The 22,212-nt window shown below is 40.4% G+C and carries 22 protein-coding genes; 8 read left to right on the top strand and 14 right to left on the bottom strand.

The window, feature by feature from the left end; all coding sequences use genetic code 11:
- Window positions 1-104: 104 nt before the first annotated feature.
- Window positions 105-296, top strand: coding sequence for a type II toxin-antitoxin system HicA family toxin (locus tag IQ259_RS03645; RefSeq protein WP_193880976.1), 192 nt, complete (start codon window positions 105-107; stop codon window positions 294-296).
- Window positions 296-508, top strand: a complete 213-nt coding sequence (locus IQ259_RS03640) for a type II toxin-antitoxin system HicB family antitoxin (protein WP_193880973.1) — start codon at window positions 296-298, stop codon at window positions 506-508. Before IQ259_RS03645 ends, IQ259_RS03640 begins: the two co-directional genes overlap by 1 nt.
- A 138-nt stretch (window positions 509-646) precedes the next feature.
- Here IQ259_RS03640 and IQ259_RS03635 read toward each other — a convergent pair whose 3' ends face one another.
- A complete protein-coding gene (locus IQ259_RS03635; protein WP_193880971.1) occupies window positions 647-835 on the bottom strand; it encodes a hypothetical protein in 189 nt (62 codons plus the stop codon).
- 505 nt (window positions 836-1,340) lie between these two features.
- Here IQ259_RS03635 and IQ259_RS03630 point away from each other — a divergent pair.
- The 3 genes from IQ259_RS03630 to ychF all read left to right on the top strand — a co-directional run bounded on the left by IQ259_RS03630 (window position 1,341) and on the right by ychF (window position 5,613).
- The gene (locus IQ259_RS03630) at window positions 1,341-3,869 is read left to right on the top strand and encodes a mannose-1-phosphate guanyltransferase (protein WP_193880969.1); all 2,529 of its coding nucleotides are present in this window, start codon (window positions 1,341-1,343) and stop codon (window positions 3,867-3,869) included.
- A 397-nt stretch (window positions 3,870-4,266) separates the two neighbouring features.
- Window positions 4,267-4,476: a hypothetical protein gene (locus IQ259_RS03625; protein ID WP_193880967.1), complete on the top strand. Its 210-nt coding sequence runs from the start codon at window positions 4,267-4,269 to the stop codon at window positions 4,474-4,476.
- A gap of 45 nt (window positions 4,477-4,521) precedes the next feature.
- Window positions 4,522-5,613, top strand: a complete 1,092-nt coding sequence (ychF, locus tag IQ259_RS03620; RefSeq protein WP_193880965.1) for a redox-regulated ATPase YchF — start codon at window positions 4,522-4,524, stop codon at window positions 5,611-5,613.
- 37 nt (window positions 5,614-5,650) lie between these two features.
- Here ychF and IQ259_RS03615 read toward each other — a convergent pair whose 3' ends face one another.
- The 4 genes from IQ259_RS03615 to IQ259_RS03600 form a co-directional block, all read right to left on the bottom strand.
- A complete protein-coding gene (locus IQ259_RS03615; protein WP_193880962.1) occupies window positions 5,651-6,562 on the bottom strand; it encodes a hypothetical protein in 912 nt (303 codons plus the stop codon).
- Window positions 6,563-6,642: 80 nt separating this feature from the next.
- Window positions 6,643-7,503 carry a class I SAM-dependent methyltransferase gene (locus tag IQ259_RS03610; RefSeq protein WP_193880959.1) on the bottom strand — a complete coding sequence of 287 codons (861 nt, stop codon included), beginning with the start codon at window positions 7,501-7,503 and terminating at the stop codon, window positions 6,643-6,645.
- A gap of 193 nt (window positions 7,504-7,696) precedes the next feature.
- Window positions 7,697-8,728 carry a hypothetical protein gene (locus IQ259_RS03605; protein WP_193880956.1) on the bottom strand — a complete coding sequence of 344 codons (1,032 nt, stop codon included), beginning with the start codon at window positions 8,726-8,728 and terminating at the stop codon, window positions 7,697-7,699.
- Between the two features lie 82 nt (window positions 8,729-8,810).
- A complete protein-coding gene (locus IQ259_RS03600; protein ID WP_193880953.1) occupies window positions 8,811-9,638 on the bottom strand; it encodes an ABC transporter permease in 828 nt (275 codons plus the stop codon).
- Window positions 9,639-9,892: 254 nt separating this feature from the next.
- Here IQ259_RS03600 and IQ259_RS03595 point away from each other — a divergent pair, with 254 nt between their 5' ends.
- A complete protein-coding gene (locus IQ259_RS03595) occupies window positions 9,893-10,432 on the top strand; it encodes a DUF3172 domain-containing protein (protein ID WP_193880950.1) in 540 nt (179 codons plus the stop codon).
- Window positions 10,433-10,600: 168 nt separating this feature from the next.
- On the opposite strand, the gene IQ259_RS03590 is transcribed toward IQ259_RS03595, so the two are convergent.
- From IQ259_RS03590 to nfi, 5 genes are all read right to left on the bottom strand, one after another.
- Entirely contained in the window at window positions 10,601-11,413 is an 813-nt protein-coding gene (locus tag IQ259_RS03590; RefSeq protein ID WP_193880948.1) for an AMIN domain-containing protein, read from the bottom strand.
- Between the two features lie 360 nt (window positions 11,414-11,773).
- Window positions 11,774-12,283, bottom strand: a complete 510-nt coding sequence (locus IQ259_RS03585; protein WP_193880945.1) for a hypothetical protein — start codon at window positions 12,281-12,283, stop codon at window positions 11,774-11,776.
- 4 nt (window positions 12,284-12,287) lie between these two features.
- Complete coding sequence (locus tag IQ259_RS03580) at window positions 12,288-14,483, bottom strand: cation:proton antiporter (RefSeq protein WP_193880941.1); 2,196 nt, start codon at window positions 14,481-14,483, stop codon at window positions 12,288-12,290.
- A 632-nt stretch (window positions 14,484-15,115) separates the two neighbouring features.
- Window positions 15,116-15,835, bottom strand: coding sequence for a GDSL-type esterase/lipase family protein (locus IQ259_RS03575; protein WP_193880938.1), 720 nt, complete (start codon window positions 15,833-15,835; stop codon window positions 15,116-15,118).
- A gap of 272 nt (window positions 15,836-16,107) precedes the next feature.
- Complete coding sequence (gene nfi, locus IQ259_RS03570) at window positions 16,108-16,773, bottom strand: deoxyribonuclease V (RefSeq protein WP_193880935.1); 666 nt, start codon at window positions 16,771-16,773, stop codon at window positions 16,108-16,110.
- A 329-nt stretch (window positions 16,774-17,102) separates the two neighbouring features.
- Here nfi and IQ259_RS03565 point away from each other — a divergent pair, with 329 nt between their 5' ends.
- Window positions 17,103-17,648 (top strand): hypothetical protein, encoded by a 546-nt coding sequence (locus IQ259_RS03565; RefSeq protein ID WP_339383946.1) that lies wholly within the window; start codon window positions 17,103-17,105, stop codon window positions 17,646-17,648.
- A 36-nt stretch (window positions 17,649-17,684) separates the two neighbouring features.
- Here IQ259_RS03565 and IQ259_RS03560 read toward each other — a convergent pair whose 3' ends face one another.
- Together IQ259_RS03560 and IQ259_RS03555 are read right to left on the bottom strand one after the other, a co-directional pair.
- Complete coding sequence (locus IQ259_RS03560; protein ID WP_193880930.1) at window positions 17,685-18,134, bottom strand: YlqD family protein; 450 nt, start codon at window positions 18,132-18,134, stop codon at window positions 17,685-17,687.
- Between the two features lie 38 nt (window positions 18,135-18,172).
- The gene (locus tag IQ259_RS03555) at window positions 18,173-20,143 is read right to left on the bottom strand and encodes a long-chain fatty acid--CoA ligase (protein WP_193880927.1); all 1,971 of its coding nucleotides are present in this window, start codon (window positions 20,141-20,143) and stop codon (window positions 18,173-18,175) included.
- A gap of 251 nt (window positions 20,144-20,394) precedes the next feature.
- Between IQ259_RS03555 and IQ259_RS03550 the strand changes: the two genes are divergently transcribed.
- Window positions 20,395-20,637: a hypothetical protein gene (locus IQ259_RS03550; RefSeq protein ID WP_193880924.1), complete on the top strand. Its 243-nt coding sequence runs from the start codon at window positions 20,395-20,397 to the stop codon at window positions 20,635-20,637.
- 129 nt (window positions 20,638-20,766) lie between these two features.
- Here IQ259_RS03550 and IQ259_RS03545 read toward each other — a convergent pair whose 3' ends face one another.
- Together IQ259_RS03545 and IQ259_RS03540 are read right to left on the bottom strand one after the other, a co-directional pair.
- Window positions 20,767-21,033 (bottom strand): hypothetical protein, encoded by a 267-nt coding sequence (locus IQ259_RS03545; protein ID WP_193880922.1) that lies wholly within the window; start codon window positions 21,031-21,033, stop codon window positions 20,767-20,769.
- 50 nt (window positions 21,034-21,083) lie between these two features.
- Window positions 21,084-21,575, bottom strand: coding sequence for a hypothetical protein (locus IQ259_RS03540; RefSeq protein WP_193880919.1), 492 nt, complete (start codon window positions 21,573-21,575; stop codon window positions 21,084-21,086).
- Between the last annotated feature and the right edge of the window lie 637 nt (window positions 21,576-22,212).

Raw genomic sequence — 22,212 nt, 5'->3', positions numbered from 1 at the left:
AATTAACCACCGTCAAAAAGACGGACAAAAAACCGTTGATTTTCCTGTCTCAATCAGGCACTCTATCTGTATCGGAAATTTACAATATACAGATCAGTAGTGGTATGAAAGTCTGCGAAGTTATCAAAATTATAGAAGCAGATGGTTGGTATCTAGCAAGAACTAAAGGTAGCCATCGTCAGTTTAAACATCCTGATAAAGCTGGTACAGTAACAGTGTCTGGTAAGTCGAGTGTAGACGTACCAATTGGTACTTTAAAAAGTATCTGGAGACAGGCTCAATTGGAGGCAAACTGATGCGTTATACAGTAGTAATTGAGAAAGGAGAGACTAGCTACGGTGCTTATGTACCAGATTTACCCGGTTGTGTAGCTGTGGGTGAAACTTTAGATGAGGTTAAAATATTGATTGCGGAAGCTATTGAATTTCATCTAGAAGCAATGCTAGAAGATGGTTTGCCTATTCCTCAACCTACAAGCATTGCTCATGAAGTTGAAGTATTAAATTAAGTTTTATTAAACTAAAAGCACCTACACTACCAAAAACTAAGTCCTAATTTACGAAAGTTAAAAGGTAGGCTTTTCATCCTACCCCAACTACTAACTAAACTGGATTAAGATATAGGCGCTCAAACTTAAAAATAACACCTAACCTTTCAACGCTTTTCTAAAGTTGCGCCGATAGGATTTATTTACTATGAATACTGGCCATAACAAAGATAAAGCAATGCGATTGGGTAAAGATGGCGTAAAATTAGTCCGCGTAAATCCATTCCAAAACTTCCAACCAATACCCACATAACCTACTATCAAAAAAAATACAATTAAGTTGCTCATGGCGATGAACTCCGTTCGCTACTGACACAATTTAAGTTAAGAATTGTCAAAATATCTCAGCAATTCTTAATTTATACTAAATAAATTATACTTCAGACTCTTGAGAGACTTAATAATATATTCTGTCATTCCAATGTAAAGTAGGCTCTGATATTATAGCTAGTTAACTAAGTATCTATTGCCACAATAAAACATAGCTATAATAAAAACCAAATTATACAAGTCAAAAATAAATAGATTATTCTATATTTCTACCTGCTTTTTTTGGCTGGCTTATTACCTTTAAAGCCTTTGAAACTGTCATAATAAGTAAACTTGATTGCTAGAAACATTTCTTAATTTTTTCTAGACAAATAAGGCTAGTGTGTTGAGTAAATATGCTTAACACTTATTAGATGCCTCTTGTGGAAGTTCCATAAATCAGAACATCTATAAGACACTAAAGAAAGACAATACTCTCAAGGGTCTGCAAGCAGCTAATGCTGCAAATAACTTAGGAGGATTTATGCGTGCAGTACTGATGGCAGGCGGTTCGGGGACACGGCTTCGTCCGTTAACTTGCGATTTACCTAAACCTATGGTGCCGATTCTCAATCGTCCCATTGCCGAACACATTATTAATCTTCTCAAAAGACATCACATCAGCGAAGTAATTGCCACATTGCATTATTTACCTGATGTCTTGCGAGACTACTTTCAAGACGGCAGTGATTTTGGTGTACAAATGACCTACGCTGTCGAAGAAGATCAGCCACTTGGTACAGCAGGCTGTGTGAAAAATATTGCCGAACTTCTGGATGAAACTTTTTTAGTGATTAGCGGTGATAGCATAACGGATTTTGACCTAACAGCAGCGATTGAATTTCACAAACAAAAACAATCAAAAGCCACTTTGATTTTAACTAGGGTTCCTAATCCCATAGAGTTTGGGGTAGTAATTACCGATGAAGCCGGCAAAATTAAGCGATTTTTAGAAAAACCATCTACAAGCGAAATTTTTTCAGATACCGTTAACACTGGTATTTACATTCTTGAACCAGAAGTTTTGGATTATTTACCAGCTAATACTGAATCTGACTTCTCTAAAGATTTGTTTCCCTTACTTTTGGCAAAAAATGAGCCAATGTATGGTTACATTGCCCAAGGTTATTGGTGTGATGTTGGTCATTTAGATGCCTATCGGGAAGCTCAATATGATGCGTTAGATCGTAAGGTAAAACTAGATTTTGCTTATAAAGAAGTTTCGCCTGGTTTTTGGGTAGGTCAAAATACTTTTGTTGACCAGACTGCTAGTATTGAAACTCCAGCAATTATCGGTGACAATTGCCGCATTGGGGCTAGAGTACAGATTGAAGCCGGAACTGTGATTGGTGATAACGTGACTGTTGGTGCTGATGCCAATCTCAAACGTCCGATTGTCTGGAATGGCGCAATTATTGGGGAAGAAGCACATCTGAGCGCCTGTGTAATTTCTCGTGGTAGTCGTGTAGATCGCCGCGCCCATGTATTAGAAGCTGCTGTAGTGGGTTCGCTATCTACTGTAGGAGAAGAAGCGCAAATTAATACTGGCGTGCGTGTTTGGCCTAGTAAAAAAATTGAGTCTGGTGCGATTTTAAACATCAACCTGATTTGGGGGAACACCGCCCAACGAAATTTATTTGGGCAACGTGGTGTGCAAGGATTAGCCAATATCGACGTTACCCCAGAATTTGCTGTACGGTTGGGTTCTGCTTATGGTTCTACCTTAAAACCTGGTTCTAAAGTTACAGTCTCTAGAGATCAGCGGAATATTTCTCGCATGGTAACGCGATCGCTCATTGCAGGTTTGATGTCCGTTGGGGTTTATATTCAAAATCTCGATGCTACAGCTATCCCCATCGCCCGTACAGTTATCCCCACAATGTCGGTGGCTGGCGGTATTCATGTGCGAGTACATCCAGATCGCCCCGACTATATTTTGATTGAATTCATGGATGCTAAGGGGATTAACATTTCCAAAGCCCAAGAAAAGAAAATTGAAGGGGCTTACTTTAAAGAGGATATGCGACGGGCGCTGATTCATGAAGTTGGTGATGTCGCTTACCCCAGCCAAGTTATTGACCGTTACTGCACGGCTTTTGAGAAACTATTGCATGTTTCTACCTTACGCAACAGTCGAGCCAAAGTAGTGATTGACTATGTTTATGCGGTGTCGGGTGCAGTTTTACCCCAAATGCTAGATAAATTTGGCGCGGATGCAGTGGTACTAAATGCCAGCTTAAATAAACATGCTGTCACCACAGGCGATCGCGAAGCCTTGTTAACACAGCTAGGTCATGTAGTAGAAGCACTGAAGGCTAATTTTGGTGTGCAAGTCTCAGCTAATGGCGAACAGCTAATTTTAGTAGATGAATCAGGCTTCCCGATTCGGGGGGAAATGTTAACCGCACTGATGGTGGACATGATTTTAACATCTAACCCCAGAGGCACGGTAGTTGTACCAGTTCACGCCTCCAGCGCGGTGGAACAAGTCGCCCGTCGCCACGATGGGAGAGTGATTCGCACCAAAGCCAACCCCACAGCTTTGATGGAAGCTTGTCAAAGAAATTCCAATGTCGTGTTAGGCGGTAGTGGCGAGACTGGGTTTATTTTCCCGCAACTGCATCCGGGATTTGATTCCATGTTTTGCATTGCCAAGATTATTGAAATGCTGACAATTCAGGAGCGATCGCTCGCTACTGTTCGCGCAGAATTACCCCGTGTGATTCATCGCACACACACCATCCGCTGTCCCTGGACAGCCAAGGGTGCATTAATGCGTTACTTGGTAGAAACTCACCCAGTCCAAAACCTGGAACTCATCGATGGAGTGAAAATTGGTCAACCTTACGATGACAATTGGCTATTAGTTTTACCTGATGCCAGCGAACCATTAGTACATTTATATGTCAACAGTAGCGATCGCGATTGGGTAGATGACACCATCCGCAACTACCGCAACCGTGTCCAAACTTTTGTGGAAAGACAACAAGAATATCACCCAGCAGAAGTTTGAAGCGTTTTTAGTCTTGGAAGAGTACATAAGTAGTCGGACACAATAAAATTCATGGGTGGAGATAGGTGACAGGTTAAAGGTTACAGGTTACAGTCAAAAATTTGTGTAATTAATTCTGTCTGATTACTTAGCAGACACAAGATCCCCGACTTCTTAAAAAAGTCGGGGATCTAAACCTCATCTATGTTGGGATCTGGAGTTTTTGATTATTCTGTTGTGTCATTGCGACGTAAGGAAGCAATCTCATAATCTCGATAAAAAACTACGATTCTCAAAGTAGACGAGGTTTAAAGCCCAGTTTCATACTTGAGACTTTACACTTCAGACTTTTTTTAGATGTCAGCATCTGAGGTAATCATCTAGCTTGGGAAAGTCAGATAATTAATTGAGACTACCCATGATTAATATTCAAGCTATTACGATTCCTGATCCCCAAATTCCCACTCCGCAACCAAACCCCGTACCTAACCCGGAACCTACACCGCAACCAGCAATTCCCGAACCCGTACCGGAAACTGTACCCGCGCCTATTCCTCAGACAATCCCAGCGCCAATTCCCCAAACAGTTCCCGGCACAATTCCCCAAACCATCCCTGAACCTGTTTGAATTATCTTAGTAGTTTAATTCAAAATCCAAAATCTAAACTCCAAAATGCTAAGAGCCGGAATTGTCGGACTTCCCAACGTCGGAAAATCTACTTTATTTAATGCCTTAGTAGCCAATGCCAAAGCTGAGGCTGCTAATTTTCCCTTCTGCACGATTGAACCGAATGTCGGCGTTGTCTCAGTACCGGATGAGCGGTTAAATGTGCTGTCGCAAATTGCCGGTTCTGTACAAATTATCCCAGCCCGTGTTGAATTTGTGGATATTGCCGGTTTGGTGAAAGGTGCGAGTCAAGGTGAGGGACTGGGGAACCAATTTTTATCTCACATTCGAGAAGTTGATGCGATCGTTCATGTGGTGCGTTGTTTCGAGGATGATGACATTATCCACGTTGCGGGTTCTGTTGATCCAGCGCGGGATATTGAAATCATCAATTTAGAACTCGGTTTAGCAGATTTAGGACAAATTGAGCGACGAATTGAACGCACCCGCAAACAAGCACGCACTAGTAAAGAAGCGCAATTTGAAATCACAGTCCTAGAAAAATTAGTTGCGGCTTTAAATGAAGGTCAATCTGCGCGTCAAGTCAGCTTGAATGAAGAAGAAGCAGAAATTATTAAAGGACTAGGACTACTCACCAATAAACCAATTATCTACGCTGCCAATGTTTCAGAAGATGAATTGGCAACAGGTAATGAATTTGTCGAAAAAGTCCGGCAAATTGCATCTGGTGAAAATGCTCAAGTCGTCATAGTTTCTGCTCAAGTAGAAGCAGAATTAGTTGAATTATCCGAAGAAGAAAAAGCTGATTTTTTAGAATCTTTAGGTGTGAAGGAAGGCGGCTTAAAATCTCTGATTCGGGCAACTTACAGCTTGTTAGGTTTGCGGACATATTTCACTAGCGGCCCCAAAGAAACCCGCGCTTGGACAATTCATGCTGGCATGTCTGCACCCCAAGCAGCAGGTGTAATTCACTCTGACTTTGAACGGGGATTTATTCGCGCTGAAACAGTTGCTTACAATGATTTAGTAGCCAATGGTTCGATGAATGGTGCTAAGGAAAAAGGCTTAGTCAGAAGTGAAGGGAAAGAGTACATTGTCCAAGAAGGGGATGTGATGTTATTCCGCTTTAATGTGTAAAGAGTAGAGACGTTGCAATGCAACGTCTCTACAAGAGTTAATTATTTCCACCAACCATATAGATGTAGGAACCGAAATTTTCATCATCAGTACCCACAATTAAACCTCCTGCTGTACCGGGTACTAATTCCATACCTTCAATTTTGTGGTAATTAGAGCGGTAGAGAGAAACCAGTTGTGGACTCTGCCGCCAAATTATTTTATTACTACGTAATCCCATGTAACCAGCAACATATATAGCAGATTGGAAAGGGCCATCATCTCCAGCATCATTAGCTGAAGTGACATATACAATTCCGCCGGAGTCTATTTTTAAATCCGAAATATGGCGCACATTACCAGAGGGAAAAGGGACTGTAAAATTAGCAGAACCTATATGAGTTATTTGATATTTAGTTAAATCGAGCATTCCCCAATAAATAGTAGCTGGTTGTTCTCCTTCTCCTCGATGCGCCCAAACAGCAACTAACTTGCCATCGATATCTTGCAAGGCAAAAGCTTCAAAATTACTTCCTGGTGGAATTTCTGAGAGATTAAATTCCTTGATTACAGAAATAGTTTTATTGGTAGGCTCGAACTGAAGATGATAGGCTTTTCCCGAACTCGCTAAAGCGATAAAAGCAGAGTTGCTGGTTCCGGGAACTGATGTTAAAGCTTCTAAATCTACAGGTAATGTTATTTTGCTTTGCCAGTTTACCGGGAAATACTCAGGTGTATTCTTACCTTTAATGCTAATGGTTGCTAGACGAACTTGATTTTTTTGTTTGTTATCATGGACAATCAGAAAATCGAAAGAATCGCTTTGCTGTTCTAACAACGCTATCCCACTAATGCCAAAAGGGATACCACCACGCACAGGTAGCCATTCTTGTCCCCAAACTCGCTGGGATAAAAGTATGAATGCGCCTGATATCAATATAGTGATAATTAATTTAACAAATCGTGGCATATTAAATCAACTAAATTTTGTTTAGTCTAGCTCATAGTTTGTTGCCAATTTTGGGTGTTTATATCTGGATTCATCTTAAATTAAACTTTTTTAGATAACTGCCAAAGTTGAATGGAATAACACAGATGGTTATCAAAAATAGCGCGTGCTGCTAACCCTTCAACAATTGGCTTTTCTAGCCAACGCTGAAATGCCCAACGAAGGAGTGCGTATAATGGTGGAACAGCGATCGCTAAAACATCAGCAATATATTTGCCCGTTGTTAGTCCAAAGGTCTGGAAGTTATCAACACATAAGTCAATGGTTGGTGCAATGTGGCTGGAAATGTCTTCAGTCTTGATTAACTGAAATCCTGCTTTTTCCAACGCCCCTTGGAGTTCGCTGGCGACATGACAATTAGAAAAAATACCTTCTCGGTATTCGGCACTAAAACGCATCATGTCTGCAAGCAGCAGATAGCCACCATTATCCAATAAACGAGCCGCACCTTGAGCTAAATCAACAGCCGCAATGTATTGGCTGCTTTCGCTAAATAAAATCAAGTCATAAGAGTTTGAGGTGTGAAAATCTTCAAATCTTGTTAAATAGAAAGGTACTTGACCGTTGGTATTCTTGATAAACTTCTCTTGTTGGATTGCATCAGGGGCTAATCCCTCAACAATGAAACCGCGATCGCATAAATATGCTGCGTTACCACCGATACCACAGCCGACATCAAGCACAGTTTTTATCCCTTCTGGAATAAAACTCAAAAGTTTAGCTGCATAGGCAATTTGCGCCACACGCAAGCTAGTTAAAGTTAATTCTTCACCCTTTTTAGGTAGTGATTCCCAATACCCGTAATGAAGATAGACAGAATCTGTAAGTCCCATATAATAATCTATCGCTGCATTTTGGTAGCGAGTAGCTTTGGGAAGATTAACTAATTTTGGTTTTTGCATTTAGAGTTATTAATTGATAAAAACATTTATACCTGTATTCATAAAGACAATGACTTAAGTAGGTCGGTGTTAAAAATTGTCGTTATGACAAGGCAGGAGGCAGAGGGCAGAAGGGAAGAGGTTTTCAAGCTACTTTACTTTCCGTTACATAGTTCGGTTTATTTGCACCTTTCTACTTAGATTTATGACCAACCTAATTCATTTCCTGAATTTGCAAGCGAATGCTGTGTTCGGTATTGCTGCTAAGTTGTAGTTCCATAACTTCGGTACCGAGGGGTTCAATGCAGCTGAGGAGCGATCGCAAGTTTGGTGTACTTGCACCAGTATCTACATACAATCTATCTGCTAAACTGCCAATGCGTTTCCACGTCATGTATAACTTGCCAATCAGTTGTTCAATTTGCGAGGCTTGATTAACTAAATCCGCTGCAACACTTAAACAGCCGACTCTGTGAGCTTCTTCTAGGGCTGTTTCAATGTCTACTTCTTCCTTAATTAGCACTTGGACTTGCGCCGCAGATTTAAGATATTTTGCCAGTTGACGCGCTTCTGTAGTCACTTGCTTAATGGTATCTACATCAGGGTTAGCAATGATTTCTTTTTGAATAAATTTTTGGTGTTGTTCTGGTAGTTTTTCCATTTCTTTTACCAGTGGGGCTATGTAGCGTGGCGGTAAAGAATTGTCTGCGGCTTTTACCTTCACTGTTTCAGGTATTAAATCTGAGGACATAGCCATCCATTCATCAGTGAGTTGACGAACTTCCCGCCGCGTGATGCGATCGCCTTTTTGAGCGGCTTCACTCACCATTTGTTGGACTTCTGGGGACGATTTAGCTGTTTCCACAAAGGCACGTTTGCTAAAGTTATTGACTGCGGCGGGTTCAAGTTTTCCCTCCTCTAAAAGAGTATCAGCACTATTGGCCAGTTGAATCCACGAGTAAGCTTGACTTTTACTGATTTCTCGTTCCTTCAGCCATTTGAGAAAGCCTGTACCCCTGCCATCACCGCCTTTTTTCTCTCTATCGCGCACTGCTCTTAAAATTCGTCCCCGCCAAATTTCTGTTTGCAAGTCAAAGCGATCGCAAACCTGCCAAGCTATATCCAACTGCTGTAAAAAATCAGACTCAGGAATCTGTTCATCTTCTGGGTCTGGCAGTTCAAAGGTAAGATCAGTTGGCTGTTGCAAAGCAGCAGCAAGGTCGTTGATAGAATCGGTATCTTGCACGATAGATAACTGACTGACTAGGGTATAGGGTCGGCTTATTATGACATAATCTGCGTGGGATGAGGCAAGATGCTATTTCCGTTTAATCTTGTTGCTGAGAGAACTTGTAACCACCCCACAAAGATAGAGCGATCGCCATTACTAATAAAATCGGTACACTATACCAAGGAAACTCGGATAACGGTAAATAAGCAGCCGCTCTTAATCCAGTACTGGCGTAAGTTAGAGGCAATAAGTAAACTACACATTTCAATGCCATTGGTAAGGTGCTGGGGTCAAAAAAGGTTGCGCCTAAGAAGGACATAGGAACAATCACGAAGTTGTTATATAGTCCCACAGATTCCAGCGATCGCACACTTAACCCGACAATTACCCCTAACCCCGCAAATACAGCACAATTCAGTACCAACAACAGCAGAAACAACGGATTAAGAAAATTCCAGTTACCAGTAAACAGCAGTGCTACCAAAATCACAGAACCAGATGTCATCAATCCCCGCACTACTCCCGCCAGCATTTTACCGACATGCAACGCTAGAGGATGTATGGGAACCAGCAACATTTCTTCAAAAGTTTTGCTAAAAAGCCTGTCTCCACAAATCGAAAATGTTGTACCGCCAAAGCTAATCGTCATCGACGATAGCGCCACCATCCCCGGCAGAATAAATTCTAAATAGTTATCATAATTCCCGGCAATCCCTGACCCTGGTCTAATTGAACTACCCAGTCCCAAACCAAAAGCTAAAATATATATCAGTGGAGATATTAAACCAGTGGCAGCAACTTGCGTGATTCTTGCACGCAATTCCAACCACTCCCCCCAGAAAATCGTGAGACTATCGGCAAGTAGAAGTTGAAATTGTGTAGTTTTAAACCTTGTTCCCCAGAGTAATGCTTTTTGAGATGTCACTTTTTTGTGTATCAAAGTTTCTGTAATAATACTTTACAATTTTTGTTACCTCAATTAATGGCTGTAATAAAAATCCTCATTTTTAAACTCATGTATTATTTATTACTCATATAAAGACGATACTATTTGGACTCGCAAAAGTTATAGCTTTTCTAAATTTTGCAGACAATCATCCTCAAGAATCGGCATACTTAAATAGGGAGAGCAGTTCAGATCGCTCCCTGCTTTCCAAAACGTGAAGGTGTTAAGTAAAAATGAGACGTAAATCTACTGGTAGATCAGCTACAACATCTAAGCCTGCGGCTTTCCAACCTTCTCTGTTCAACCTCACCACGATCGCAATTTTGGGAGGTGTACTGGTTTTAGGTATTGGTATTGGCATTGCTTTTAGCTCCACAACCACTTTAACGCCCTCAAACGTGGCTTCGCGGGAATTCATTGATACAAGAGCGCCAAACCCTGAAATTTGCGTACAGTATGGTGCTAGTGCAATGGTGATGGACGCTAGGCTGTTTGTCACACTCAACCCATTTAATGTTTATGTTGCTCAACCGAGTATGCGTCCAGGCTGTGTAATTCGGCAAAATAACTGGGCGATTTTAGAACAGCGAAAACTGATAACATCTGACCAAGTTAGAGAATGTAAAAATCGTCTGAATACCTTTGGTTTTACAGGTAATTTAGATAGCGACAAACCTGATATTAGATGTATTTATCAAAATGAGGCGGCGCAAAACTTTTTCACGTCTCAACCAGGAGCCGTTGGATCACCTCAAGAAACCGACAGATTTTAGTATGACAAGTTGAAGGCAGAAGAGAAGTTTTATTCTTTTGACTTTTTACTTGTAACTTAACTTATACCAATTCACGAAAATCTTGATACAAATTAATGGTTTTTAATTCTTTCCCTTTGCTCCCTGCCCCCTGCGACCTACTTGTATCAAACTTAAAGTGAAACGGTATTAGTATCTGGGTTTGGGAAGAGGTTGACCAAACTCAATTACTTCAATTTGGCGTTCATTTGATGGATAGTTGGGGATGCTTGGGATTGTAGGAATGGGAAAATTATTCAAATTACCGGGTTGATTTGAAAAGTTAGGTGGAGGAAGAATCGCGCCTTGAATTGGAGTAGGATTATTGGGAGTTAAGGGCGGTACAGTGATATAGGGTTGCTGTTGGTTAGTAGTAATGGGAGGTAGAGTACTCGGTAACTGTATATAGTTTGGGTTGGGATTTAAGTTAGTGGGTGTTTGAGGATAGTAGTTATATGAATTTGGTGGTTGGCTATTAACAGCAGGTTGTACGTTTCTGGGTTGAAGAGAGCTGCTAGAAGTAAAAGGACGTAATACCCAGCGCGTGGGGTTATATCTAGACACAGGTTGTAGTTTCACCTGTTGGGGGTCGAGCAAAGTTCCGGCTGCTAAATCTAGAACAATTCGAGTGATACTGGCATTCAATTGAGAAACTCGAACTCTTTGAATTGCTCCAGGATAATCTTGCCTGGTAACAACATAACCCAACTTAGTATCTGGTAGATCAATAACAAGGCGTGGAGGTTGGGATAGGTAAAAGTAATGGGGAGTTGTACCTGCTGAAAGAGTAAATTCTAGTTGTGATGCTTCTGGATAAAATCGCCAATCATTAAGTTTAGCGATCGGTGCAGCATTACTGCTACCAGTATCTAAAGTAATTGCTGTGTAAAATCCCAGTAAGCTTATAGCAACTAGCCGCTGGCTCCATAGAAAAAAACACTTAGTTTTTGTCCTTGTGTACATGATTTTGATACCTTGTATATTGAGACACCAAGAAGTTTTGAGGAATTGGTAAAAGGTGATACCCCATTAAAGGCAAATTTTAGGCTTGAAATTGCCCATTTATAGCAGGTGACAGGGAACAGGTGACAGGTGATACCGTTTCACTTTAAGTTTGATACAAGTAGGCCGCAGGGGGGCAGGGGGCAGGGAGCAGGGGGAAAGAATTAAAAACCATTAATTTGTATCAAGATTTTCGTGAATTGGTATGACAGGCTTAAAAGTCTTTTAGTGCATGAGTTTTATCATTGGCCGATGTCCTAACTGCCTTGGCTACTGCTATACCAAGTACCAAGTTCCTATCTTCCATAATTTGCCCATATTTCAATAGTTATTTAACTTTTGTGATTTTTCTTGGGTGGGTTTTTTGGCAGCAGTAAACATCATAGTTTGAGGGATACCATTGAAGGTTAGCTGACCTGTCATCTTACCTTGATCTATCAGTTGCATTTGCATTGTGACTGATTTACTTGGGTGAACCGGGGAGTTGGAATGATGACAAAGGATTTCTGGAGCAATTTTTCCAGAGAAACTTACCTGTTGATTTTTTAAGATACCTGTAAGCGAAAGCTGTTGTGTAGTATCTGCGTTGGACTTCATTGGCAATAAAGAGGCATTCAAATAAATACCTGATTGTTGCATATTCAATACAAGGGAGTCTGATTTTTTACAGTTAGGTAAATTTGTGTCCAGAGTGAAATGGTAGCGGCCGTCAATTGTTGGAGGAGCTTGAAGATGCTTTTCTCCATAGGTTGTGACAGTTTTAAACAACAGTAGCACTGAATATATAGCTACTCCATAGAAGGTCAAAGACTTGATATTAAAATGATTCATGGATTTAGCTTATGACTGTCGATTCTTGGTTACTCACTTCAGGCAGTACAGAAGCAAGATGAGAGGTAACTTGGCTGTAACGCCGGGTAATCAGTAGTGAGGAACGGCATTGAATGGCAAGTGCATCGGTGTATCTGCCAAGGGTTTGACGCTCTATTCCCCAAACGCGGCTAGTACCGGCAATTGTGAGGTCAACAGATTTGGAAGCGGCGACAACAGCTTGAATAGGCTCTGGGGATTCGACAGTTTTAATTTGAATGCGATCGCGTACACTATCGGGTAGTTGCTCCATCATCTTGTGCAATTCATAACTCAATTCTTCTTGATGATGATTTCCTCGAAGTACCTGTAAAATCTGCAACATACATGTGTCACGGTTAATCAACAGCCTCAAAGCTAAAATCAAAGCTAAATCGTCATGAATATTTGCCGAGTAAGGAACTAATAAGTTTTCTAGACGCTCTGCGCCTCGGTCTACAAATACGGCAACATCCACTGGTGCGATGCTCAGAATTTGACCAACTCTCCCACCTAAGCGATTGTTACTAAAAGCTGGACGATGCCATCCCACAAGAATTAAATCAGGTTGCTCAATTTGGGCTATTTGGGCTGTTTCCCGCGCCACATTGCTTGATATACGAATGATGGGATGCACAGAGGAACGGACAATTGGTGGTTCTAGAGTATTAATTAATTCTTCTAGTTGTTGGCGACGTTGTAAAATTAAGCGATCTGCTTCCACTGGAGTACTTTCAAAAGCATAATCTTCTTCTAGTTCAATTAAGCTGAGAGGATTTACGACAGTGGGTTGTCTGTAGTTCAGTGCGATAGCAACTGCCAATTGCACCAAACCTTTTTGAGTACTAGGATTAGCCACTGGTACTAAAATTCGGTAGAGCGGATGTGCATAAGATTCAATAATTGTATTGGGTTCTGTATTTGTTTCTGCGTCTAAGTCTGGTTTTATCACATCCAATTTGATCAGGCGTTTGGGATATGTCCACTCCAGCAAAGGTGAGGTCATAAATGTTGTCACTAATGCCATAATCACCAACATGGTAAAGACCAAAGGCGAAATTACTCCCAACTCTAAACCAATGTTGAGAATAATTAGCTCGGTTAAACCGCGAGTATTCATTAACCAACCGAGGGCTGAGGCTTCTCGTTTACTAATCCCACTGACACGAGCCGCTACATAAGTGCCAATATACTTGCCGGCGATCGCTACCAGCAACACCAATCCACACAACAGCCACAACTCAGGACGATTCAACAAGCCAATCTGTGTTTGCAAGCCACTGTAAGCAAAAAATATTGGCAGCAGAAATATCAGGACAAAATCTTCGGTTTTAACAGCTAATTCCCGAACTAAATCTGCATTCTTCGGCATTGCTGCACCGAGTAAAAATGCCCCAAAAATGAGGTGAATACCGATGAATTCGGTGATTAGTGCGGAAGCAACTACCGCCATGTAAATTACAGCTAGAAGTGGTTGGCTTAAACGCCCGGTACGATGATAGTAAATGGCTAATCGTTGCAGGAACCAACGCCCAAAGGTCAGTATAAAGCCAATATAGACTACACTCTGAATAATTGTGGGTATAGCATCAAAGAAGTTACCAGTCCGCGCAACTGCGATCGCTACTGCTAAAACACACCATGCTGTAACATCATCTACTGCTGCACAAGTTAATGCTAATGTTCCTAAACGTGTCCTCTGCAAATTGTTTTCGGTAATAATCCGCGCCAATACTGGAAAAGCAGTAATGGACATTGCTGCTCCTAAAAATAAGGCAAAGGCAGTAAACGAGACATTGGCATGAGAAACTAGAGGATATAGCAATAATGCCAGCAAAGTTCCTAAAGAAAAGGGTACTAATATGCTGACATGAGAAGTTAAGACTGCTACTTCTAACTGACTACTCAGATATTTAGGATTGAGTTCTAACCCAATCAAAAACATGAAAAATATTAATCCCACCTGAGATAAAACATTGAGAAACGGAATAGTTTCTGCTGGGAATAAACTAGCAGCTAAATGAGGCGCAACCAATCCAAATAAAGATGGGCCTAGCATAATCCCGGCGACAATCTCACCAATCACCAACGGTTGCTTAATTGATTTGAATGCCAGACCGATAAGCCGGGACAATCCAATAACAATCAGCACCTCGATCAAAACGAGAATAACTGTGTGCATGGTTTTCTCTCAATGACTATCTGGTTTCCCTAAGATAATTCTTTAAAGAAAGGTAAATTGTCAACCTTGTTCAGCATATTCCATGTAAATTTATACTTGATTACGATGTTAATTATTGTTACGGCACAGTCACACCAATTGGCAGTGAATTGCTGTGAATTCAAGAGATATTTAGAGAATATTAGACAAATTAGCGGTTTAAAATTTAGTCATTAATTAATAAATATTGGTTAGAACTTTGTCATAAATTTAAATGCTAATAAATGCGATTTAGCAATTTTATGCCAAAATTTTTGTCTAGAAATTTACAGATGGTCTATGTAATTAATACTAGATAAATAACTTAAAATTACCTCTTGATAATTTTAATCATTCGAGAGAAAGAAGATACCCAACTTCTTTAAGAAGTCGGGGATCTGGATACTATCTATAGCAGTAGCCAAGGCAGTTAGGACATCGGCCAATGATAAAACTCATGCACTAAAAGACTTTTAACCCTGTCACCTGCCATATCACAAATTCAGATAAGATTGCTATGTAATTAACTAATTCAATTACTTAATTAAGACAAAATCGAATGGAGCGATAGTAACATAAAGGTGAGGCGATCGCTCTTGGTAATAACACCACAATTACCGCAGTTGGTATTCTGGCTGAGAATGATAGGCTGCTAACGCATCCCATGTCAGCACATCGTCTAATAAAGCTTGATAGCCTAGTGTATTGGGATGTAGACCATCTGTACTTAAACGTTGGCGTAACCAAGTATCACCGCGTCCCATCCATAAGTCAAAAATATCTAAGTAGGGAATTTGGCGTTTGTTACAAGCTAGGCGAGTGGCTTCTTTGTAATGGTGTTGGTCATTATGATTGAAGTAAAAACAATCGAGAAATGGCATCTTTGCTTCATCTATTGGAACCATACCCACAAATAAAACTGGGCAAAGTTGTTGTGCTAAATCTAGCAAATGAGCGATATCCGATTCAAAAACAGCAAAATCAGTGTAGTTTTTGCCATTGGGACGACTTAACCGCGCTGAATCATTCACACCTACTGAAAGAATAATCAAATCAGGAACGCGATTGCGGAGTTCACCGCGATGGCGAAATTCTACTTCTAATCGTTGGGCGACTTGTTGTGTGCGATCGCCTCTGACACCTAAATTATATAAAACATGACCAGCACTATCCGGCAACATCCACCATCGCCGCAGTTGTTCAACCCAGCCACCGCGTTCAGGATCACCAAAACCGTAGACTATGCTGTCTCCAAGAGCGACAATCTTCAAAGACTGACATTGATTTGGGGCTAAAGACAGTTGCATTGAAGAAAGAGCTTGTAATGTTTGCATCCTAAAAAATACTATATTTTATATCTTTACAAGATTCTATACATTTCTACACTATTTAAGCGTGTATTTTTTGTCATTAATCCTGCAACGTTGTTTTTTCGGGATATTTCACAGCATTGAAGACTAATACCAATTCGTAATTCGTAATTCGTAATTCGTAATGACGCTCGTTCCTCGCTAACGTAATTCGTAATTAATAAACTCTGATTTGGTATGGGTTGTGGGGTTTGAATGTGTTGCCTAATTTTAGAGAAAAGGTATAATTACAGTGACTATCTGTTAGAAGCTAATTTATCAGCTACGCGGGTAGTTTCCGGTAGCCGATATTTTGGCGTACAGCGCAACACATAATCAACTGCTGTTGTCAAGCTAATTTTATGACCACTGGAAATATATAACGGTTTAACTCCGACGCGAGTTCGTAAAACTGCACCGATAGTTTCACCTTTATGTATTAGTGGTTGCCAACTACCTTTAGTTTCTGGTAATTCCTCATGTTTACCAATTAATAGTGATTTAGCCACACCAATTGTCGGCATATCCAAAATTACCCCCAGATGGCTGGCTATACCAAATCTGCGGGGATGAGCGATTCCTTGTCCATCACAGAGGATAATATCTGGTGCTGTTTGAATTTTTTCTAAGGCATCAAGTACAGCGGGAATTTCTCGAAATGACAAGAAGCCAGGAATGTAAGGAAATGAAGTCGAACGATGTGCTAGGGTTGTTTCTACCACTTGCAAATCAGGAAAACTCAGCACTGCGACAGCAGCGCGGCTAATTTTACCGTCATCTTCAAAACCCATATCTACCCCAGCAACATAACGGATGGGTTCTGAAAATCTATTTTCTGTAATTACTCGTTGACTCAAATTTTCTTGAATAGTAATAGCTTCCTCTATGGTTTGTGGCCAAATATGAGGTTGATAAATTTTCATAGGAACTTTAAGACGAGATGAGGGTCTTAGTATCTTGCTTTGTAACAGTTAAGGGTTAATTATAGGATTCCTATTTGATTTTTGAACAAAACTCAGTACACATTTATTCTTTCTTCCCTGTTCCCTGTTCCCTATCTCTACGAGTGATTCAGAAATCAAAGCGGGTTACTATAACAATAGCCAGCACAAGTTTTTCCCTAATCAAACTAATTATTATATATGTTTATATTTTTCCACTCCATATCTAAACACAGAATTTTATTCTGAGCGAATGGTAGATGATTAATTGTTTAATTTCAATTTAAAATTCAAAATTAGCAATTAGTCTGTTGGAAATTTTTGTTGAGTTTATGCTGTCAGGAAAATGGAAGTTTCTGCGGATTTTGATACTCAGTGTGTTTGCCACTGCTGTTACTAGCGTTTATCTCACCCAGCATCAATCTTCGATGACGAATTTACATCCGGGAAATGAAGAAAAACCACAATTTTCAGTCATGCACAATTCTGAAAATACTGAGGTTTATCCAGAGCGTGTTGACTATAAAACTATACCATTAGAAAATCTCAACTCGGCTCTCCAAGGTAGCGACCCTGAAACCTTGGCACTGAATGCTGTTGAAGATATCAGTTTAGAAAAAGGAACACGCAAGGTAGAGGTGACTTATCCGCAACCCAATCAAGCTCTAGTGACAATCACACACATCCCGCAAAAACGCGATTCGGTTAATGTCATTAAATATCGTGTGGAGATGAATACCTTTGGGCGATCGCTATTAGTGAGTTCACCACCTATATGGCAAATTGTCTGGGCTGGCTCCCAGATAGAGTGTAAAACTGGGAGTCGCCAAAGTAAAAGTCTGAAGTGTGAAGTATAAAATTTTCAGACTTCAAACTTCAGACTTCATACTTTATTAGATATCGCCGCGAATATCTTCGACAATACCATCGCGGATCACGATTTCAACCTGCATTTTGCTAATTAAGTTATCACCCCGTTCGACACGGAAAAATCCTTCCATCTGAAATTGATTGACTTCTTGATCCAACTCAAGCAACTGTACTTGCTGGAGGTTTTGCAGCATTTGATTTTTTTGCTCTAGGAATTCGCTTTTCTTTTGATTGACTTGCAGTTGGATATTGTCAATTTGTTGCAGGGTTTGGGGACTAGGTGGTTGGATACTTTGCTTTTGAATTGCGGCGATCGCTCTTTGTCCTTCCATATCGAGTTGTTGCAATTGCTGATCAAGTTGATTGATCTGGGCTTGTAATTGCTGCTGCACTTCCTCTCTCCAGAGGGGAGTAACAATAACTTTGACATTGACGACACGCTTCAAAAGTAATTGAGGGTTGGAGACATCCATATTTCACGTTCACTCTATAAAGTTTGCATTTGGAATGTTTAGACAAACATTCCATTAATCAGTTCGTGGTAGCTTTCTGCAACAATGTGTCGCCGGATTTTGAGGGTTTGAGTCATCAAGCCATTTTCGATAGAAAACGGTTCTAGAATTAGTCTGAATGGGCCGATGCGATCATCTGGGCGATAACCTGGACGGTTCTGCACTTCCCGATTCAATTCTTGGCGAAACAAATCCTGGATTATTTTACTCTCTAGGTCAACATTAGTGCTGGATTCTGAGTTTTGTTCTGGTAGATGTAATTCTAGGTTCTGACTCTCAGCCCATTTTGCCAAAGCGTCGAGATTGGGGACAATCAAAGCACCGAGACTACGCTGATCTTGTCCGACGAGCATGATTTGGTCAATATAAGGCGATCGCAAACACGCATCTTCAATTGGCTGTGGCTCGATGTTTTCCCCATTGGTCAAGACGATTGTATCTTTTGCCCTACCAGTCAACACCAAGTCATTTTGTGGTGTTACCCAACCCAAGTCACCGCTATCAAACCAACCTTCAGGATCAATGGCTTTGGCTGTGGCTTCGGGATTTTGGTAATACCCTTGCATGATTTGCGGCCCTTTCAACAGCACCAAACCTCGTTGTCCTTTTGGTAGAGGCTGGCGATTTTCAGGATCTACAATTTTTACTTCTGTCCCTGGAATTGGTTGCCCGGATGAACCACGGAAATTGCGCCAAGGACGACGGGCATTAGTCACCGGCGAAGTTTCTGTTAAACCGTAGCCTTGTAAAATTTCTACACCAATAATTTCAAAAAATGTATCTATGTGTCTTGGCAGCGCCCCACCACCACTAATTACTTGTTTGATTCTTCCGCCTGTGGCTTCTCTGACTGTGGCATAAACTAGTTTGTCTGCTAAAGCATGAAGCGGCCACAAAGCTAATACCTGTATTCTAGCCACTAATTGCTCCACGGCTGAGGCATGGACATGATCTAAACTCAATCCTTGGACAATTCTCCGGGCTTTGATATATTTCTCGCTAATGCCCAAAAAAGTATTAATTAGGCGTTGCTTGTTTGCAGGTTGTTCCCGAAACTGCTTTTGAACTCCTTCATAAATCGATTCCCACAGGCGGGGGACACCAATCATGAAATGAGGTTTAAATTCTTTCAAATCACGTTTAACAGAACGCAAGTTTGTGTAAATTTGCGTACAACCTTGGGCTAGTAAGAAGTATTCACCACTGCGTTCGTAACTGTGCCAAGTAGGCAGAATACTTAAAACAATATCCCCAGGCTGTGGTTGGACTATTGCTCTGAGGTTTCTAACTTGGTGCATCAAATTGCTGTGAGACAGCATTACACCCTTGGGTTTACCTGTAGTGCCAGATGTATAAATTAGAGTTGCCAAGGCATTAGGATCTTGCTGAACCCGCACCAATGTATTGTTTGCACCAATGTCCTGCAACTGGGGAAAGTTCAGAATTTTGAGTGCGTTGTCGGTTGGTGGAGTTTCATCAGAAAGTAAAATTACCAATCGAATGGGCAGATCATTCAGGCGCTCCCTTAATTTACTCAGGGTTTTTAAATCTTCAAGTACCAAAACTGTGCTGCCACTGTTGGCAATAATAAACAGCAGTTCCTCTTTTTCCGCTTGGGAACTACGCACTGCGTTAACAGCTCCAGCAGTCATGATACCTTGATCGGCAATCAACCACCGAGGACTGTTATCGGCAATGAGGGAAATGCGATCGCCTACTTGGACTTCTAAAGCTTGTAAGCCAGCCGCAAATTGTTGAATTTGATCAGCCAACTGGGCAAAAGTAATCACAGCTTCGGGTTTTGAGTGCGGAATCCGCAACGCCACAATACTGCCAAATTGCTTTGCAGCTAAAGGCCAAATCTCGGATAGCAAATTTACTTTTGTGTAATCTACTAAACCCTGTAATGCCAGCTTTTCTCTCTGGCTAATGTTAGATAATATGGAAGACGCAGGTTGGGTGTTTGACATAACACATTACCTAGAATGTAATAATTTTTTTCGTTCTAGCTTATTTTGCTACGACGTTACAATATTTTTCCTTTATCTCTACATCGCCGATTGTGTCAGCTATTTCGCAAAATCTACGGTTGTATTGATAAAAATTTATGTTAAAGTTAATTTATATAAACTGCAAGCAATACATGCTCCAATAACTGCTGAATTTGATGTTTGCAGACAAAAACAGCGACCACCTAACTTTTCAACGGGGGTGATTACCTATGAATTTCACAGATGGGATATTCCTCACTCTGATTAATGCGATCGCCTGTTTAGCATTTCCTAAGCTTCTGTTTGCGATTTTAGCTAAACGCAAGTCTCATCAAGCCTCTGCAACAGCGCCGACATCACAAAAAGCCAGAGTTGAAATTACTAGTTTCCCTTATTGTACGGTTTATACCTTGACAGGTAATGAATTTTGTAAATTCAGTCCTCATTTTTGTTCCCGATGCTCTAGTTATTGATGGACTAAAAACTCAGATCCCCGATTTCTCAAAGAAGTCGGGGATCTTGTTCTTCACAAAAAGATATTAAAAAATGTTTTTATATTTTTATCTGATGGTAATGATTGAAAATAAATCATCTTTTTCTTTCTACTCGCACTCAAAAGATATTGACCAATTTTCTGTTTCTGCACTACCAGTAGTGAGGCATTGATTCTTAATTTCTCTTAGCCTTGCGTTTACTTTATGTATCAAAGTTTGTAATGTTTCTAACTCTTCCTCGCTTAAAACCTCACCCTCCAACCAGGAGTTATTCAAAAGCTCTAAACAGTCATTTAAATCGCCGTAATATCCTGTTTCACTATTAGCATCATAAAAATTCCACTCTCCATCAGCAGGAAATTCAGCAGTATTCATTGGCATAACGTCTAAGCCTTTTGTAATTAAAATCAATTTAATTAATGTATTTAATAACTTGCGGGGGGGGGGGTAGAATTACGTATGGATACTTGAATTTTGCGATCGCAGAAAACAGAGTTATCAATCGATTCTTCTTTTTCAACATGATTTTGGCTTGCAGAGGCAGGAAATTTTAACTTTCTAGCATCTTGTTGATGTTTATACCCAGCATCGTCTAACTTTTTGGCTACATTACTCCAGCTTTTGATACACGTACCAGTCAAACTTTCAATATATCGATACAAACCTCTAGACAAGTCAACCCTCAATCCATTGGGTTCACGACTAAGTTCCATCGCAATCTCAGCAGGACTATAATTACATAACAACCCTCGTAAGCAAGCTTTTTCAGTCGCAGTCAGTTGTTTACACCGCCTCAGCCTTTCTTGTTGCTTAATATTGGCGATATCTTTGTATAGCTTTTCTAAGTTCCAATGCTTGTTTGCTTCGATAAACTTTTGCGCGAGATGATCGCCCTGTACATAAGGGTGTAATGCCATTACAGTTATGCTTAGTCCCTATCTTTAATATTAGTTATTGTAACTTCAGTACTTATACATAAATAATACTACATATAATTTTTACAATTTAGTGAAGTTCGTGAGGTTCAGATCCCCGACTTCTTCAAGAAGTCGGGGATCTAAGAGCAAGGTCATGTTACTTGCTGTACTAAATACTGTGGAAATTGCTAATACGCATTAGGTGATTTGGGGTAAGCGTTTTGGATAGAGTGTTTTAAGTATAAAAAGTATTTCTTTAGATCCCCGACTTCTCTAAGAAGTCGGGGATCTAGGAAAACTAGCGATCTCACTGACCAATATTAAGTTTAAGAGTGTTTAAATAAACAATTCTAAGAGTGTAAGTTAAATCAACTTGAACAGGACGTTTACGATGAAATTTAGTGGTAATTTTTTGCTCAGTTTGCTCTTTATATTCTCAAGCCTTACTTTTTTATTTCTCATTTTCGGGAAGAAACCAAGCTTTGCACAAAGCACTAATGCGGGGTTTAGCCCTCTTCTGTCACTTTCCGGAATAAGCAAGTAGTTCAGGAGCTAAATCATCCAGAAGCATAAAAGGGTTTAAATTGATTCATGGCTGCAATTAAATGATTGAATCCCAGTAACAAATGTGAATTAG

Origin of the sequence: Fortiea sp. LEGE XX443 (genome assembly GCF_015206815.1) — a bacterium.
Taxonomy (GTDB): domain Bacteria; phylum Cyanobacteriota; class Cyanobacteriia; order Cyanobacteriales; family Nostocaceae; genus Nostoc_B.
Note: the sequence above shows the minus strand (reverse complement) of the source record. Positions and strands in the feature narration are given on the sequence as shown.